Origin of the sequence: Curtobacterium sp. MCLR17_031 (assembly GCF_003234775.2) — a bacterium.
Classification (GTDB): Bacteria; Actinomycetota; Actinomycetes; order Actinomycetales; family Microbacteriaceae; genus Curtobacterium; species Curtobacterium flaccumfaciens.
The window spans coordinates 2,436,603-2,451,960 of record NZ_CP126270.1 but is presented as its reverse complement, the minus strand read 5'-3'; the positions used below and the strand labels follow the sequence as shown (position 1 = coordinate 2,451,960).

15 protein-coding genes and 1 tRNA gene are annotated in these 15,358 nt (G+C 70.9%); 12 read left to right on the top strand and 4 right to left on the bottom strand.

From position 1 onward, the window contains the following. From mtrA to secA, 6 genes are all read left to right on the top strand, one after another. Nucleotides 1-675 carry an MtrAB system response regulator MtrA gene (gene mtrA, locus DEI96_RS11575; RefSeq protein ID WP_017888813.1) on the top strand — a complete coding sequence of 225 codons (675 nt, stop codon included), beginning with the start codon at nt 1-3 and terminating at the stop codon, nt 673-675. Between the two features lie 5 nt (nt 676-680). Beyond that, nucleotides 681-2,438, top strand: coding sequence for an MtrAB system histidine kinase MtrB (mtrB, locus tag DEI96_RS11570; protein ID WP_258372923.1), 1,758 nt, complete (start codon nt 681-683; stop codon nt 2,436-2,438). Beyond that, entirely contained in the window at nt 2,438-4,120 is a 1,683-nt protein-coding gene (locus DEI96_RS11565) for an LpqB family beta-propeller domain-containing protein (protein WP_111024361.1), read from the top strand. The genes mtrB and DEI96_RS11565 overlap by 1 nt, the downstream gene beginning before the upstream one ends. Before the next feature lie 95 nt (nt 4,121-4,215). Beyond that, nucleotides 4,216-4,878, top strand: coding sequence for a ComF family protein (locus DEI96_RS11560; protein ID WP_111024362.1), 663 nt, complete (start codon nt 4,216-4,218; stop codon nt 4,876-4,878). 158 nt (nt 4,879-5,036) lie between these two features. Further along, nucleotides 5,037-5,747 carry a ribosome hibernation-promoting factor, HPF/YfiA family gene (hpf, locus tag DEI96_RS11555; RefSeq protein WP_111024363.1) on the top strand — a complete coding sequence of 237 codons (711 nt, stop codon included), beginning with the start codon at nt 5,037-5,039 and terminating at the stop codon, nt 5,745-5,747. A 170-nt stretch (nt 5,748-5,917) separates the two neighbouring features. Then, a complete protein-coding gene (gene secA, locus DEI96_RS11550; protein ID WP_111024364.1) occupies nt 5,918-8,698 on the top strand; it encodes a preprotein translocase subunit SecA in 2,781 nt (926 codons plus the stop codon). 143 nt (nt 8,699-8,841) lie between these two features. On the opposite strand, the gene DEI96_RS11545 is transcribed toward secA, so the two are convergent. Continuing rightward, the gene (locus DEI96_RS11545) at nt 8,842-9,279 is read right to left on the bottom strand and encodes an Rv3235 family protein (protein WP_111024365.1); all 438 of its coding nucleotides are present in this window, start codon (nt 9,277-9,279) and stop codon (nt 8,842-8,844) included. 118 nt (nt 9,280-9,397) lie between these two features. Between DEI96_RS11545 and DEI96_RS11540 the strand changes: the two genes are divergently transcribed. Continuing rightward, nucleotides 9,398-10,900 carry a sensor histidine kinase gene (locus tag DEI96_RS11540; RefSeq protein WP_110865382.1) on the top strand — a complete coding sequence of 501 codons (1,503 nt, stop codon included), beginning with the start codon at nt 9,398-9,400 and terminating at the stop codon, nt 10,898-10,900. A gap of 90 nt (nt 10,901-10,990) precedes the next feature. Here the strand turns inward: DEI96_RS11540 and DEI96_RS11535 are convergent, their stop codons facing one another. After that, on the bottom strand, nt 10,991-11,239 hold the full coding sequence (locus DEI96_RS11535; protein WP_017888820.1) for a WhiB family transcriptional regulator: 249 nt from the start codon (nt 11,237-11,239) through the stop codon (nt 10,991-10,993). A gap of 261 nt (nt 11,240-11,500) precedes the next feature. Between DEI96_RS11535 and DEI96_RS11530 the strand changes: the two genes are divergently transcribed. Beyond that, a complete protein-coding gene (locus DEI96_RS11530) occupies nt 11,501-11,932 on the top strand; it encodes a hypothetical protein (protein ID WP_111024366.1) in 432 nt (143 codons plus the stop codon). A 79-nt stretch (nt 11,933-12,011) separates the two neighbouring features. On the opposite strand, the gene bcp is transcribed toward DEI96_RS11530, so the two are convergent. Further along, entirely contained in the window at nt 12,012-12,482 is a 471-nt protein-coding gene (bcp, locus tag DEI96_RS11525) for a thioredoxin-dependent thiol peroxidase (protein ID WP_027466512.1), read from the bottom strand. 95 nt (nt 12,483-12,577) lie between these two features. On the opposite strand from bcp, the gene DEI96_RS11520 reads away from it, so the two are divergent. Beyond that, nucleotides 12,578-12,650: transfer RNA gene (locus DEI96_RS11520), tRNA-Lys, on the top strand. Nucleotides 12,651-12,771: 121 nt separating this feature from the next. Here the strand turns inward: DEI96_RS11520 and DEI96_RS11515 are convergent. Then, on the bottom strand, nt 12,772-13,422 hold the full coding sequence (locus DEI96_RS11515; RefSeq protein ID WP_502866281.1) for a YigZ family protein: 651 nt from the start codon (nt 13,420-13,422) through the stop codon (nt 12,772-12,774). A 101-nt stretch (nt 13,423-13,523) separates the two neighbouring features. Here DEI96_RS11515 and DEI96_RS11510 point away from each other — a divergent pair, with 101 nt between their 5' ends. From DEI96_RS11510 to DEI96_RS11500, 3 genes are read left to right on the top strand one after another with little or no spacing between them, the layout of a single operon-like run. Beyond that, nucleotides 13,524-13,964 (top strand): hypothetical protein, encoded by a 441-nt coding sequence (locus tag DEI96_RS11510; protein ID WP_051596928.1) that lies wholly within the window; start codon nt 13,524-13,526, stop codon nt 13,962-13,964. Continuing rightward, the gene (locus tag DEI96_RS11505; RefSeq protein WP_111024367.1) at nt 13,961-14,422 is read left to right on the top strand and encodes an ImmA/IrrE family metallo-endopeptidase; all 462 of its coding nucleotides are present in this window, start codon (nt 13,961-13,963) and stop codon (nt 14,420-14,422) included. The genes DEI96_RS11510 and DEI96_RS11505 overlap by 4 nt, the downstream gene beginning before the upstream one ends. Beyond that, a complete protein-coding gene (locus DEI96_RS11500; protein WP_111024368.1) occupies nt 14,419-15,345 on the top strand; it encodes a hypothetical protein in 927 nt (308 codons plus the stop codon). The genes DEI96_RS11505 and DEI96_RS11500 overlap by 4 nt, the downstream gene beginning before the upstream one ends. Nucleotides 15,346-15,358 lie beyond the last annotated feature (13 nt).

The following is a 15,358-nucleotide window of genomic DNA, read 5'->3' as shown; positions in this document are numbered from 1 at the left end:
ATGACACCGCGCATCCTCGTCGTCGACGACGACCAGGCCCTCTCCGAGATGATCGGCATCGTGCTCCGCTCCGAGGGGTACGAACCCGAGTTCAGCGCCGACGGCAACGACGCCGTCGACGCGTTCCACGCCACCAAGCCGGACCTCGTCCTGCTCGACGTCATGCTGCCCGGCATCGACGGCATCGAGGTGTGCAAGCGCATCCGTGCCGAGAGCGGCACGCCGATCATCATGCTCACGGCGAAGAGCGACACCGCCGACGTCGTCCTCGGGCTCGAGAACGGTGCCGACGACTACGTCGTGAAGCCCTTCAACCCGAAGGAGCTCGTCGCGCGCATCCGGACCCGCCTGCGGCCGAGCGCGTCCGACGCCACCGTCCTGCACGTCGGCGACGTCACGGTCGACGTCGCCGGGCACGAGGTGCGCCGCGGTGACACCGTGATCGCGCTCACGCCGCTCGAGTTCGACCTGCTCCGGGCGCTCGCCGAGAAGCCGAACCAGGTGTTCACCCGCGAGATGCTGCTCGAGCAGGTCTGGGGCTACCACTACAAGGCGGACACCCGCCTGGTCAACGTGCACGTGCAGCGGCTCCGCGCGAAGATCGAGCACGACCCGGACAACCCGAAGACCGTCACCACGGTCCGCGGCGTCGGGTACCGCGCCGGAGGAGCCTGAGCACCGTGCCGCCCTCGACGCGCCCGTCGGGCTCGGCACGCTCGGGCCGGGCCGGCGGGGCCGGCCGTGTCAGCGGGGCCGGCGGCGCCGGTGGGTCCGGCAGCACCACCGTCTCGATCGGCGTCGTCGACCGCAGCCGTCGCCGGATGCGGCGCTGGCTCCGACGCGCCTGGCGTCCGATCGCCTACCTGTGGCGGCGCTCGCTGATGTTCCGCTCCGTCGCCATCACCGTGATGACGACCGGGCTCGCGGTGGGGATCATCGGCACCGCGGTCATGGTGAGCATCTCGACGAACGTCTACTCGCAGCGCCGTGACCAGATCGAGTCGGAGTCGGCCCGGGCCACCATCGTCGCCCAGGGGATCTTCGACGCGGCGACCGCGGGCGAGGACAACAACCAGTCCGAGCTCGAGACGCTGCAGAACGAGGCACGGCAGGCGATCCTGTCGAACACGACGAGTCCGGGTGGCACGAGCATCGCGATCGAGCGGAGCCCGGACCAGTCCACCCCGCAGACGCTGCAGACGATCGCCAGTCAGGGCTTCCCGGACGCGGTGATCACCGACGCCCTGCGCAAGGAGGTCGCGCAGAACACCGGTCGGCTGAGCCTGCAGCCCGTCGAGCTCGACGACGACGGGCGCCGGGTGCCGGGCCTCGCCGTCGGGTCCACGCTGCAGATCCCGAGCGCCGGCCAGTACGAGCTCTACCTGGTCTACGACCTCTCCGACGCGCAGCAGACCCTGGACTTCGTCTCCCAGACGCTCTCCATCGGCGGTGTGGCGCTCATGGTGCTCATCGCCCTGGTCACCTCGCTCGTCGTCCGGCTCGTCGTCGTGCCGATCCGCGGTGCCGCCGAGACGAGCCGGAAGATCGCCGCGGGGCGCCTCGACGAGCGCATCCCGGTGCGCGGCCAGGACGACCTGGCGACCCTGGCACGGAGCTTCAACGGGATGGCCGAGGCGGTCAGCCGCCAGATCACCCAGCTCGCCGAGCTCTCCCGCGTGCAGCAGCGGTTCGTCTCCGACGTGTCGCACGAGCTCCGTACCCCGCTCACCACGATCCGGCTCGCCGGCGACATGCTCTACGACTCCCGGCACGCGTTCGAACCGTCGGTCGGCCGGTCCGCCGAGCTCCTGCACGCCCAGGTGGAGCGCTTCGAGATGCTCCTCGCCGACCTGCTCGAGATCTCCCGGTACGACGCCCAGGCCGTGCAGCTCGACACCGCACCCGTCGTGCCGGCCTCCCTCGCCGCGGACATCGTCGAGGAGTTCCGCCCGCTGGCCGAACGCGCCGGCATCGACCTGCAGCTCGCGACCCCCGGCGGCCACACCACGATGCGGCTCGACGCCAAGCGGGTCCGACGGATCCTGCGCAACCTCGTCGGCAACGCCATCGAGCACGGCGACGCGAAGCCCGTGCAGGTCGTCGTCGACAGCGACGCACGCACCGTCGCCATCGCCGTCCGCGACCAGGGCGTCGGCATGCCGCCGGAGGACGCCGCACGGGTGTTCGACCGCTTCTGGCGGGCCGACCCGAGCCGCAAGCGCACCATCGGCGGCACCGGCCTCGGCCTCGCGATCAGCCTCGGCGACGCGAAGCTCCACGGCGGGCGCATCGACGTGTGGTCCCGACCGGGCGCGGGATCGACGTTCGTGCTCACCCTGCCCCGCAACGAACAGGGCACCACAGCCACCTCGGCCATCCCGCTGCCCGAGCTCGACGAGTCGTACGACGGCCCCCGCGCCGTGCGAGAGGAGTCCTGATGCGCCACCGGATCCGCCACGTCCTCGCCGTCGCGCTCGCCGCGGTCAGCCTGCTCGCGGTCACCGCCTGCGCGGCCATCCCGACCGACGGTGCCGTGCGCACCGGGCAGACCATCAAGGACGAGTCGCTCTCGGGCGTCGACTTCCGGCCGGACAAGCCGATCACCGGCTCCGACCAGACCGCGATCCTCCGCGGGTTCATCGCCGCCGCCACCGGCGCCCAGGACAACTACGCGATCGCCCGGCAGTTCCTGGCAGCCGACTTCGCCCAGCGGTGGAACCCGCGGCAGGGCGTCACGATCCGGGACGGCAGCGGCACCGTCGAGCGCGCCGACGACCGCGAGCTCACCTACACGATGACGGCCAGCGCCACGGTCGACTCCGACGGGGAGTACACCCAGGCGGTCCGCCCGACCTCGTCGACGCTGACGTTCCAGTTCGTCCGCGAGGACGGCGAGTGGCGCATCGCCTACGCCCCGGACGGCATCATCCTGTCGCCGGTCAGCTTCGAGTCGGTGTTCCAGGCGCACGCCCTGTACTTCTACGACCCGACCTACCGCTTCCTGGTGCCCGACCAGCGCTGGTTCCTCGCACGCTCCTCCACGAGCACGCGCATCGCCAGCGCCCTGCTCGCCGGCCCCGCCGACTGGCTGAAGGGCGCCGTCGTCTCGTCGTTCCCGGAGGGCACCCAGTTGTCCCTCAACGCCGTGACGATCGACAGCGGCACCGCCCTGGTCGACCTGTCGAGGGACGCCCTGGGCGCGAGCACCATCGACAAGGTCCGGATGCGCGAACAGCTCAGCAAGTCCCTCGCCTCGGTCGCCACCATCTCGTCGGTGTCGATGACGATCGAGGGCGCGACGCTGTCGGTGCCGGACTCCGGGGGAGCGGACGCCCAGCAGAACCCCGACGTCGACCCCCGACCCCTGGTCGACGAGGACGGCGTCGTCGGCTACGCCGCCTCGGGCACCGGCAAGGTCGCCGAACTCGGCAGCGGCGTCGGGGCCGCGATCGCCGGCCTCGACCCGACCTCGATCGCCCTGTCGGCGTCCGGCACCACCGCAGCCGTCGGCAACCGGGACGGCGTCGTCGTCGTGCGTGGTAAGGACCGCCTGCGCGTCGACGCCCGCGAGGACCTCGTCGCCCCCGCCGTCGACGACCTCGGCTTCGTCTGGGTGGGGCAGCAGTCCGACACCCGTCACATCACCGCCTACGGCCTCGGCGGTGACCCCCACCAGGTGCGCACCACCCTGCCGCGCGGCGACCTCGTGTCGTTCCAGGTGTCCCGCGACTCCACCCGGGCCCTCGCACTCATCGAGACCGCGGACGGCCCCGGCCTCTACGTGATGGCGATCATCCGCGGTTCCGACCGGTCACCGACCTCGTTCGGTGCCCCGGTCCGGGTGCAGGCCGCCAGCGGCACCGCGGTCGACGCCACGTGGGTGAACGACACCGACGTCGCCTCGGTCGGGCAGACGCCGACCGGTCCGAACATCGTCCGCACCACCATCGGCGGCAAGTCGAGCACCCTGCCGAAGCCCGACGGGCGCGCCACCGCGATCAGCGGCGGCAGCGGCGGCGCCCTGCTGCTGCGGATGTCGAGCGGCGACGTCCTGCAGTCCACCGGGGGCGGCTGGGACTCGACGGGCGTCACCGCCGACGTGCTCGGCGTCCAGCGCTGACACACCGTCCTCCACACCCCACCCGGCCTGGAGGCCCGTCCACCGTCCGGCATGCCGGCCCACCGCCGTCGTCCGGTCACCACCACACTCGTGGCATGCCCCCTGACGACGCCCCCACCCCGTGGCGTGACGCCCTGCTCGCCGTGCTCGCGCTCTTCCTGCCCGTCGCCTGCCTGGGCTGCGGCCGCCCGGACCGCGCGCTCTGCCCGCCCTGCCGCGCGGCGCTCGACGCACGGCCCCGGCGTGTCCGGCTGGTCGCCGGCGTCCGGCTCGACGCGGCCTTCGAGTACGAGGGGCTGGTCCGCACCCTGGTGCTCGAACTCAAGCTCCGGGGCCGGGTCGACGTCGCCCGTCCGCTCGGCGTCCGCTTCGGTGCCCTCGTCCGTGCGGCGCTCGCCGCGGCCCCGGACGGCACCGTGGTGCTCCGGGTGCCTCCGTCCCGCGCGGGTGCCCGACGCCGTGGGTTCGACCCGGTGGTGCTGCTGCTCGCCCGTGGTGGTGTCCGGCACACGGGGCGCCTCGGCCGGACCCCTGCCGGACGACGGCGATCCGGACGGGGGCAGAAGGAGCGGTCGGCGGTGGAACGCGTCGCCGCGACCGTCGGGACCCTGCGGGCGACCGGTGTCGACGGCCGCGACGTCGTGCTCGTCGACGACGTCGTGACGACGGGCGTCACGATGGCCGAGGGCGTCCGAGCGGTGCGGGCGGCGGGCGGTCGGGTGGTGCGCTGCGTCGCCGTGGCGAGCGTCGACGACTGATGATCGGTGAACACCCGGTGGCCGCTGTGTGTCCGGTGAGTGTCCGACGGACTCGCCGCCTCCCCGTGACGCCGAGGGTGCGCCGGGTCTAGCCTCGCGACAAGGCGTTCGGGTCGCCGGACGGAGGCGACGCGCCGACACTGGATGGGAGCCGCCACATGGACGTGACGATCACGGGCCGGAACGTCGGGGTCACCGACCGTTTCCGCACCTACGTCGAACAGAAGTCCGAGAAGATCGACGTGCTCGCCGACCGCGCCCTCGCCTTCGAGGTGCGCATCAGCCGCCACCACGAGAAGTCGAGCGGCAGCCAGGGCGAGGACCGCGTGGAGCTCACGCTGATCGGACCGGGGCCGCTCGTACGGGCCGAGTCCGCGGCGTCGGACAAGTACGCCGCCTTCGACCTCGCCTTCGCGCGGATCATGGAACGCCTCCGTCGGGCGCGTGACCGCCGCAAGGTGCACCACGGCCGGCACCGCCCCACCTCGGTCGCCGAGGCCGCCGGCAGCGGGTTCGACGGCATGGGCGTCGTCCCGGCCGACGGCAAGCTCATCGAGGACGTCGCGACCGGTGCCGTCCCGGTCGTCGACCAAGAGGCCGCCGAGGACGAGAACGAGGTCTACAGCCCGGTCGTCATCCGGCACAAGGTCTTCGAGGCCGCCCCGATGACGGTCGACGACGCCCTGTACTACATGGAGCTCGTCGGGCACGACTTCTACCTGTTCCTCGACGCCGAGACCCGCCGTCCGAGTGTCGTGTACCGACGCAAGGGCTGGGACTACGGCGTGATCGGCATCGACGAGGTGCCCGCAGGCCAGGCACCGGCCGCGGTCGACGCCGACGCGGAGCGCGCAGCCGCGATCGCCTGATCCGACTCGGGACCTCCGGTCCCGCACCGTGTGCGCGGTCCGTTCGCGGGCCGCGCACACCCGTGTCCGCGACAGCCGCGCCGCTCACAGCGCCGTGGGTTCGCGGGTTGCTAGCATGACTGGTCGATCGGGCGTGCAGGTCGCGCGCGACGACCTCGTAAGGAGTTCACGTGGCAAACGTGCTGGAGAAGGTCCTCCGCATCGGCGAAGGACGAACCCTCCGCCGGCTGAAGGCGTACGCCTCGGCCATCAACGACCTCGAGGACGACTTCTCGAGCCTCACCGACGAGGAACTCCACGACGAGACCAAGGAGCTGCGCGAGCGGTACGCCAACGGCGAGACCCTCGACGACCTCCTGCCCGAGGCGTTCGCCGCCGTGCGTGAAGCCGCGAAGCGGACCCTGGGCATGCGGCACTTCGACGTGCAGCTCATGGGCGGCGCGGCACTGCACCTCGGCAACATCGCCGAGATGAAGACCGGTGAGGGCAAGACCCTCGTCGCGACGACCGCCGCGTACCTCAACGCGATCCCGTCGCGCGGCGTGCACGTCATCACGGTCAACGACTACCTGGCGTCGTACCAGTCCGAGATCATGGGGCGCGTCTTCCGCGCGCTGGGCATGACCACCGGCTGCATCATCGCGAACCAGACCCCGGCCGAGCGCCGCGAGCAGTACGCCGCCGACATCACGTACGGCACGAACAACGAGTTCGGCTTCGACTACCTGCGCGACAACATGGCGTGGCAGGCGTCCGACATGGTGCAGCGCGGCCACTTCTTCGCCGTCGTGGACGAGGTCGACTCGATCCTCATCGACGAGGCCCGCACGCCGCTCATCATCTCCGGTCCGTCCTCGGGCGAGGCCAACCGCTGGTTCACCGAGTTCGCCTCGATCGCCAAGCGCCTCACCCCGGGCGAGGACTACGAGGTCGACGAGAAGAAGCGCACCGTCGGTGTCCTCGAGCCCGGCATCGAGAAGGTCGAGGACTACCTCGGCATCGAGAACCTGTACGAGTCGGCGAACACCCCGCTCATCTCGTTCCTGAACAACTCCATCAAGGCCGTCGCCCTGTTCAAGAAGGACAAGGACTACGTCGTGATGAACGGCGAGGTGCTCATCGTCGACGAGCACACCGGTCGCATCCTGATGGGCCGCCGCTACAACGAGGGCATCCACCAGGCGATCGAGGCGAAGGAAGGTGTCGAGGTCAAGGCCGAGAACCAGACCCTCGCCACCGTCACGCTGCAGAACTACTTCCGCCTCTACCAGAAGCTCTCCGGCATGACCGGTACCGCCGAGACCGAGGCGGCCGAGTTCATGTCGACCTACAAGCTCGGCGTCGTGCCCATCCCGACGAACAAGCCGATGCAGCGCATCGACCAGACCGACCTCGTCTACAAGAACGAGAAGGCGAAGTTCGAGCAGGTCGCCGAGGACATCGCGGAGCGCCACGAGAAGGGCCAGCCCGTCCTCGTCGGCACCACGAGCGTCGAGAAGTCCGAGTACCTGTCGAAGCTCCTCGCCAAGCAGGGCGTCAAGCACGAGGTCCTCAACGCGAAGAACCACGCACGTGAAGCCGCGATCGTCGCCCAGGCCGGTCGCTTCGGCGCCGTGACCGTCGCGACGAACATGGCTGGTCGTGGTACCGACATCATGCTCGGCGGCAACGCGGAGTTCCTCGCCGTGCAGGAGATGCACGCCAAGGGCCTCTCGCCGACCGAGACCCCCGACGAGTACGAGGCCGAGTGGGACGACGTGTTCGCCCGCGTCAAGGCCGAGGTCGAGGAAGAGGGCGACAAGGTCCGCGCCGTCGGCGGCCTGTACGTGCTCGGCACCGAGCGCCACGAGTCGCGCCGCATCGACAACCAGCTGCGTGGTCGTTCCGGCCGCCAGGGTGACCCGGGCGAGAGCCGCTTCTACCTGTCGCTGACCGACGACCTGATGCGCCTGTTCAACTCCGGTGCCGCCGAGAGCCTGATGGGCCGCTCGAACGTGCCGGACGACCTGGCGATCGAGAACAAGCTCGTCGGCCGTGCGATCCGGTCCGCCCAGGCGCAGGTCGAGGGCCGCAACGCCGAGATCCGCAAGAACGTCCTGAAGTACGACGACGTCCTGAACCGCCAGCGCGAGGCGATCTACAGCGACCGCCGCCACATCCTCGAGGGCGACGACCTGCACGACCGCGCGCAGTCGTTCCTCAAGGCCGTTATCGACGACGTGATCGACAGCCACACCGGCGAAGGCTCCCCGGACGACTGGGACCTCGACGCCATGTGGACCGAGCTCGGCACGCTCTACCCGATCTCGATCTCCATCGACGAGGTGATCACCGAGGCCGGCTCGAAGGGCAAGGCGTCGCGTGACTTCCTGGCCCGCGAGATCCTCTCCGACGCCAAGCTGGCCTACCAGCAGCGCGAGGAGCTCCTCGGCGACGAGGCGATGCGTGAGCTCGAGCGTCGCGTGGTGCTCTCGGTGATCGACCGCCGCTGGCGCGACCACCTGTACGAGATGGACTACCTGAAGGACGGCATCGGCCTCCGCGCGATGGCGCAGCGCGACCCGCTGGTCGAGTACCAGCGCGAGGGCTACGCCCTGTTCCAGACGATGATGGGGCAGATCCGCGAAGAGTCCGTGGGCTACCTGTTCAACCTCGAGGTCCAGGTGCAGTCCGACGGCGAGAACGCGGTGATCGAGGCCAAGGGTCTCGGCGAGGACGAAGTCTCCGGCCTCGAGTACTCGGCACCGTCGATCGACGGCGAGGTCGAGGTCCGCGACGAGAAGGGTCGCCTCGAGCAGGCCGCGACCGCTCGTGCGCAGCGAGCCCAGGCAGAGGCCGAAGCGGCCGCCGAGCCGGAGCAGGGCTCCGCGTTCGGCAACGCGGCCACCGCCTCCGGTCAGGCCGCGGCGAGCAACCGCGCCGAGCGTCGCCAGGCGGCCAAGAAGAACTAGCGTCCGCGCGCGAGCGCATCGTGAGCAGGAATGGTCGGGTCCCATGTCGGGACCCGACCATTCCTGCTCACCAAGCGTGACCGACGACGGACGGGAGGCCCGGTGCCAGCTGGCACCGGGCCTCCCGTCCGTCCGCCACCCGGCTACAGGACGCCGATCGCGGTCGCCTGCCACCTTCCGTGCCGCTCTTCGAGCCGCATGGCGACCGCTCGCGCATGACTGCGCGTGTGCACGACCACCGTCGCCTCGGCGACGCCCGCCGCGGGGCGGCAGACGAGGACGCTACCGACCCGGAGCACCGGTCGTCCGCGTGCCCGCCGACCGGAGCCCCGGGCGTGCGCGGCCACCGCGGCCCGCTGCTGCAGGTGGCGCTGCACGTCGTCGCTGATCCACCGGGCGATGCTGTCGACCTCCCGTGCGCCGGTGAGCACCTCGGCGACGCAGAGCCCGAGCGCCCGTGCGGTCGTCGCCGGGTCCGCGAGGCCGGTCACGGCGGGCTCCGGTGCCGGTTCGACGATCCGCAGCGGCGGCGGGTGCGCCGTCGTCGTTTCGTGATCGATGCGGCGTGCCTGCTCTGCCACCCCTGCCCCTTCCGTCGTTGGAGCGAGCGTATGGGGCGTGCGACATACGAAATACACACTGGTCTGCCCTGTGGAGAGGGCGACGTTCTCCACAAGGCAGCGGACCTAGACTGGCTGGGTGTCGACCCTCAGTGACCTCGTCCTCGCGCAAGGCCGTTCCTCGGAAGCAGACGTGGAGTGGCTCCACCTGCTCGTGGGGGACTGGCAGCTACTCGCCGACCTGTCCTTCGCCGACATGGTGCTCTGGGTCCCGACCGCCGAGGACGGTTCGTTCGTGGCCGTCGCCCACGCCCGCCCGAGCTCCGCGGCGACGCTGTTCTACCGGGACATCGTCGGCCAGGAGATCCGCGAGGAGTGGCGCGGCCAGGTGACCGAGAGCTTCGCCGGGTCACGCGTCGTCGACTCCGCCGAGCCGGACTGGTACGAGGACACCCCGACCCGCGTCCGCGCGATCCCGGTGCTCCGCCGCCTGAGCGCGAAGAGCGCCGAGACCACCGAGCGGCCGATCGCCGTCGTCACCCGGCACTCCAACCAGGACGAGATGCGGACCCCGAGCCGCCAGGAGCTCAACTTCACCGCGAGCGCGAACGACCTGTTCGGCATGATCGCCACCGGTGACTTCCCCGACCTCGGAGCACCGGCCGGCCCCCGTCGTGGTGCGCCCCGGGCCAGCGACGGCCTGCTGCGCCTCGACACCGCCGGCATCGTCACGTTCGCGAGCCCGAACGGCCTGAGCGCGTTCAACCGGATGGGCTTCGAGGGCGAGCTCGAGCGGAAGTCCCTCGCCGAGGTCACCACCGAGCTCATCGGTGCCCAGCTCGACGTCGACGAGTCCCTGCCGCTCGTCGTCACCGGCCGCGCACCGTGGCGGGCGGACATCGAGTCGAAGGGCGTCACGGTGTCGCTCCGCTCGATCCCGCTCCGCGACCACGGTGAGCGCATCGGTGCCATCGTGCTCTGCCGCGACGTGTCCGAGCTGCGGCACCAGGAGCGCGAGCTCATCACCAAGGACGCCACCATCCGCGAGATCCACCACCGCGTGAAGAACAACCTGCAGACGGTGGCGTCCCTGCTGCGGATCCAGGCACGTCGCACGCACTCGGACGAGGCGCGGACCTCGCTGCAGAACGCCATGCGCCGTGTCGCCGCCATCGCCGTCGTGCACGACACCCTGTCGAGCGGGCTCAGCCAGACGGTGGACTTCGACGAGGTGTTCGACTCGGTGCTCAAGCTGGTGACCGAGGTCGCCGCGTCACACAACACCACCGTGCACCCGAAGAAGACCGGCGAGTTCGGGGTGCTGCCGTCGGAGGCCGCGACGCCGCTCGCCCTCGGACTCACCGAGCTCGTGACGAACGCCGTCGAGCACGGGCTGGACGGCCGTGACGGCGAGGTCGAGATCGTCGCCCGCCGCTTCGACGACCACCTGGAGATCGAGGTGCGCGACAACGGCGTGGGGCTCCCCGAGGGCAAGGTCGGCTCGGGGCTCGGCACGCAGATCGTCCGCACGCTCATCCAGGGCGAGCTCGGCGGCACCATCGACTGGCACACCCTGACGGGCAGCGGCACCGAGGTGACGATCACCATCCCGTTCCGCTGGCTGACCGCCCCCGCCGCGTAGTCCGGGTGCCGCAGAATCCCGCCCCGCGCGCACGACGACGCCCGCCGTCCCCGAGGGGACGACGGGCGTCGTGGTGTCAGACGACCGGGGTCAGGACGCGCGGCGAGCGCGGGCGGCGCGACGCTTCAGCGCGCGACGCTCGTCCTCGCTGAGACCACCCCAGACACCCGAGTCCTGGTTGTTCTCGAGTGCGTACTGCAGGCACATCTCGGTGACCGTGCAACGCGCACAGACCGACTTGGCCTTCTCGATCTGGTCGACGGCGGGCCCGGTGTTCCCGACGGGGAAGAAGAGCTCGGGGTCTGCGGTGAGGCAGGCAGCCTTGTCACGCCAGTCCATGTGTGGTGCTCCTTGATGTCGATGCTCGAACGGCAGGCCGGGGCCGTGGCTCGGGGGATCGGACCGCTGACCATGCATGCGGCATGGAGGGGACAACTGTGGGGAGGAGTCCGCAGGAAGCGTGTCTGACGCCCGCGAGACGCTCGGGGGAGGAGCGATGAACCACGGGAGACGCACACCACATCGTGCCGTCCAAACGACCTCCAATATCGTTCCATACTGGTAGGGCCAAATCAAGGGTTCCGATGCTGGAGGATCACTGTGCACGACGACACCCCGAACGACACCGAACCCTCCGCACCCGTCGCGCGTCGGTCGCCGGCGATGCTGGGGCTGCTCGCAGTGGTCGGCCTCGAGTTCCTCGCGGTGGTGGTCGTGACCGTCGTCCTGGTCGTCGAACTGGTCGTCGCCCCGGCCACGAGCATCGCGTCCGGCATCGCCCTCACCGTCCTCGTCGCCATCGCTGCGCTCTGGCTCGGTGCGCTGCTGAACGGCCTGTGGCAGGGCCGGGCGTGGGTGCGCTCCGGCATCATCGTCTGGCAGGTCCTGCAGGGCGCCATCGCGATCGGGGCGTTCCAGGGCGTCTTCCGGGTCGCCGCGGTCGGCTGGGTGCTGCTCGTCCCGGCCCTGCTCGGCATCACGCTGGTGCTGTCGCGGTCGGTGACGGCCGCGCTCGCGCGTCCGGCCGAGTAGACGGTCTGGTCCGCCACGCACTGGAGGCCCGGTGCCGGTTCTCGGAACCGGCACCGGGCCTCCAGTGCGTGGCCGGCCCTCAGACCAGGCCGAGCTTCTTCCGCAGGCTCGCCACGTGCCCGGTGGCTTTGACGTTGTAGAGCGGCAGCTGCACGGTGCCGTCCTCGTCGACCACGATCGTGGACCGGATCGTGCCGGTGACGATCTTGCCGTAGTTGTTCTTCTCACCCCACGCCGCGTAGGCCTTGTGCACGGCGAGGTCGGGGTCGCTCAGCAGCGGGAAGGTCAGCGCCTGCTCGTGCTGGAACGTCTTGAGCTTCGCCTGCTCGTCCTTCGAGACGCCGAGGACCTCGTAGCCGGCGGCCTGCAGCGAGGACATGTTGTCGCGGAAGTCGCAGGCCTCGGTGGTGCAGCCCGGGGTGGACGCCGCCGGGTAGAAGTACACGATGACCTTCTTGCCGCGGAGGGCAGCGAGGGAGTGCTCGACGCCGTCCTGGTCGGGCAGCGTGAAGTCGGGGGCGGTGTCGCCGGGGACGAGACGGTCGGTCATGGTGCTCCTGTTCGCGTCGTGCGCCCGCGAGTGGTCGTGGGCGCGCGAAACCCATGCTATTGTTGATTCCCGTTGCGGCACGGAAGCCGGAACATGCACCTCTAGCTCAATTGGCAGAGCAACTGACTCTTAATCAGTGGGTTCTCGGTTCAAGTCCGAGGGGGTGCACCGCAGGACGAACGCCCTGGCTCATCGAGTCGGGGCGTTCGTGCGTTCCGGGCAGGTTTCCACGCCGACGCGGAGACACGCCCGAGGCGTGCAGGAACCGCGAATTGCGTCCGCGGGGACGTCAGCCGGCGCGGACGTCGACGATCCGCTCCTCGCCGATGACGGGTTCGAGCGAACCGGCCGACGCGGCGGCGAGGTCGGCGGTCAGGGCGCCGAGCGCCTCGTGGGGGACCCACACCTCGAAGGTCGCCGCCTGCCCGTAGTCGGTCGGGCCGAGCGTCGCGTGGTGGTGCCGGACCCAGTCGCGCAGCACGTTGTCGAGCCGCCCGGCGTCGGCGTGGTCGACGTCGAAGCGCACCTGCGTCAGGGCCTCGCGACGGACGACGACCGCCGTGTCGAGCGCCTCGGACACCGAGGTCGAGTAGGCCCGGACCAGTCCGCCGGCACCGAGCTTCACCCCGCCGAAGTACCGCGTGACGACCGTGACGACGTCGGTCAGCCCGCGGCGTCGCAGGACCTCGAGCATCGGGACGCCCGCGGTGCCGGAGGGCTCGCCGTCGTCCGAGGAACGGGCCTGGTCGCCGAGCACGCCGGTGACCATCGCCGTGCAGTTGTGCCGGGCGTCCCAGTACCGACGGCGGACCTCGGCGATCACGCGGTCGGCGTCCTCGACGCCGGAGACCGGTGCCACGGTCGTGATGAACCGCGACTTCGTGATGACGATCTCGTGCTCGACCGGTGCCGCGACGGTGGCGGGGAAGCGGCGGGGCATGCCCACGAGGGTAGCGGCGCGCGTGCCGGGCACCCGCGCTAGCATGGCGTCCACGCGCCGGACCCACAGGTCGCGCGGACACGGCTGGGGAGGAGTCCGAGATGGACACGGGTGATCTGAAGGGCGGGGCGCTCGACGCCGCCGAGCTCGCGCGCCGCCTCAACCTGCTCCTCGACTTCGAGGAGTCGCAGCGTGGCGCCCCGGTGCCGTTCTCCTCGATCGAGGAGTACGTCGCGGCGCACGGCGGCTCGCTGTCGCGGGCGAAGTGGACCTACATGCTCTCCGGCGACGGCCGCCGCAACCGCGACACCGAGCTCCTGCGCCTGCTGGCCGGGTACTTCGAGGTCGACGAACGCTTCCTGCTCGAGGACAGCGAGGTACCGGAACGGATCGGTGCCCAGCTCGCCCTCGTCCGGTCCCTGCGGTCCGCCCGGGTGAGCGGCTTCGCGGCCCGGACCTTCCCCGGTGAGCTCTCACCCGACGCGCTGCGGCGCATCGCCGAGGTGCTCGAGGAGGAATCGCAGCGGGGGAGCGTCGCATGACCGACGCCCTCGTCGAGGCGTTCTGGGCTCGTGGTGCCGCCGAGGGGTGGTCGGACGTCGACCAGGCCGTCGCCGCCGCCGCTGACGTCGTCGGCAAGCCGATCGTGGTGCGCGAGGAGTCGTTCCTGGCCGCGGAACCCGTGTGCGGCTTCGTGGCCACCCTCGAGCACGCGCACCTCGTGATGATCTCGCCGACGACCTCGCCGACGTTCCGGTCGTTCGTGATCGGGCACGAGCTCGGGCACGTCCTGCACCGGCACCAGGAGCACGCCCCGCAGAGCGCCTACATCCGTGACGTCATCCCCGACCTGCCCGAGTACAAGGTCGAGCGGGCGCTCGCCCGGGGGCTGTTCTCGAACACCTACGAGCACGAGGCCGAGGTCTTCGCCGACCGTCTGGCCACCGTGATCCGCCAGCACCGCGGCCGCCCGAGCGCCTTCCGCGGGGTCTTCGGGTGATCGTCGCCGTCGTCCAGGCGGTGCTGCTCATCGTCGGGACGATCGTGCTGTTGGTCCTGCAACGCGGGCAGGACCGCACCCTGGCGTTCACGTTCCTGCTCTTCGCCGCCACCATCGTGACGAACGTCGACCCGCTGTACCGGTGGCTCGACCCGCTGCTCGGTGGGTTCAACGTCGTGACCGTCATCAGCGACTGCCTGATGGTGGCCGGCACGAGCACGCTGCTGTGGGGCGTGGCGAAGGCGGTCGGCGCGGCGCGGCCCTGGCTCCGGAACGCGGTCGTCGTGTCCTTCGCCGTGGTCGTCGTGGTGGTCGTCGTCGCGTTCACCGTGCTCGACAAACCCGCGACCACGACGACCTTCATGCTCGACGCCGGCTCCCACCCGGCGGCCACCGTCTACTCGATCGCGCAGACGGTGTACCTCGGAGTGGCCCTCGGCGCGACGGGCTTCATCTGCGTGCTCCGGCTGCGCGAAGCCCGGACGACCACCGACCTGGTGGGGCTGTGGGTCCTGGTCCTCGGTGGGGTGCTCGGGGTCGTCCGCATGGTCGTGGTCGTCGTGATGGACGTCGCCCACGTCGCCGGCGACCTGGACGTCACGCACGCGCTCTCGCTGCCCTACGACGTCACCACGCCGGGAGCCGTGCTGTGCGTGGCGTCCGGCATGCTCCTGCTCGTCGTCGGGCACCGTATCTCCCGCCGCCGCCGTGCCCGCCGTGTGGACGATGCGCTCCGCCGCCTGGCGCCGCTGCACGAACGGATCGGCGTGGACAACGCCTACCCGCCGACCGACGACCCCGCGACCCGGCTCAGCCGCCGCATCGTCGAGATCAACGACGGCGTCCGGGGAGCACGGGCGTCCCTGACCGACGCCGAGCGTGCCGCCCTCGCCGACGCCGAGGCCGCGCTCGAGACGGCGTAGTCCCTCGACGCTG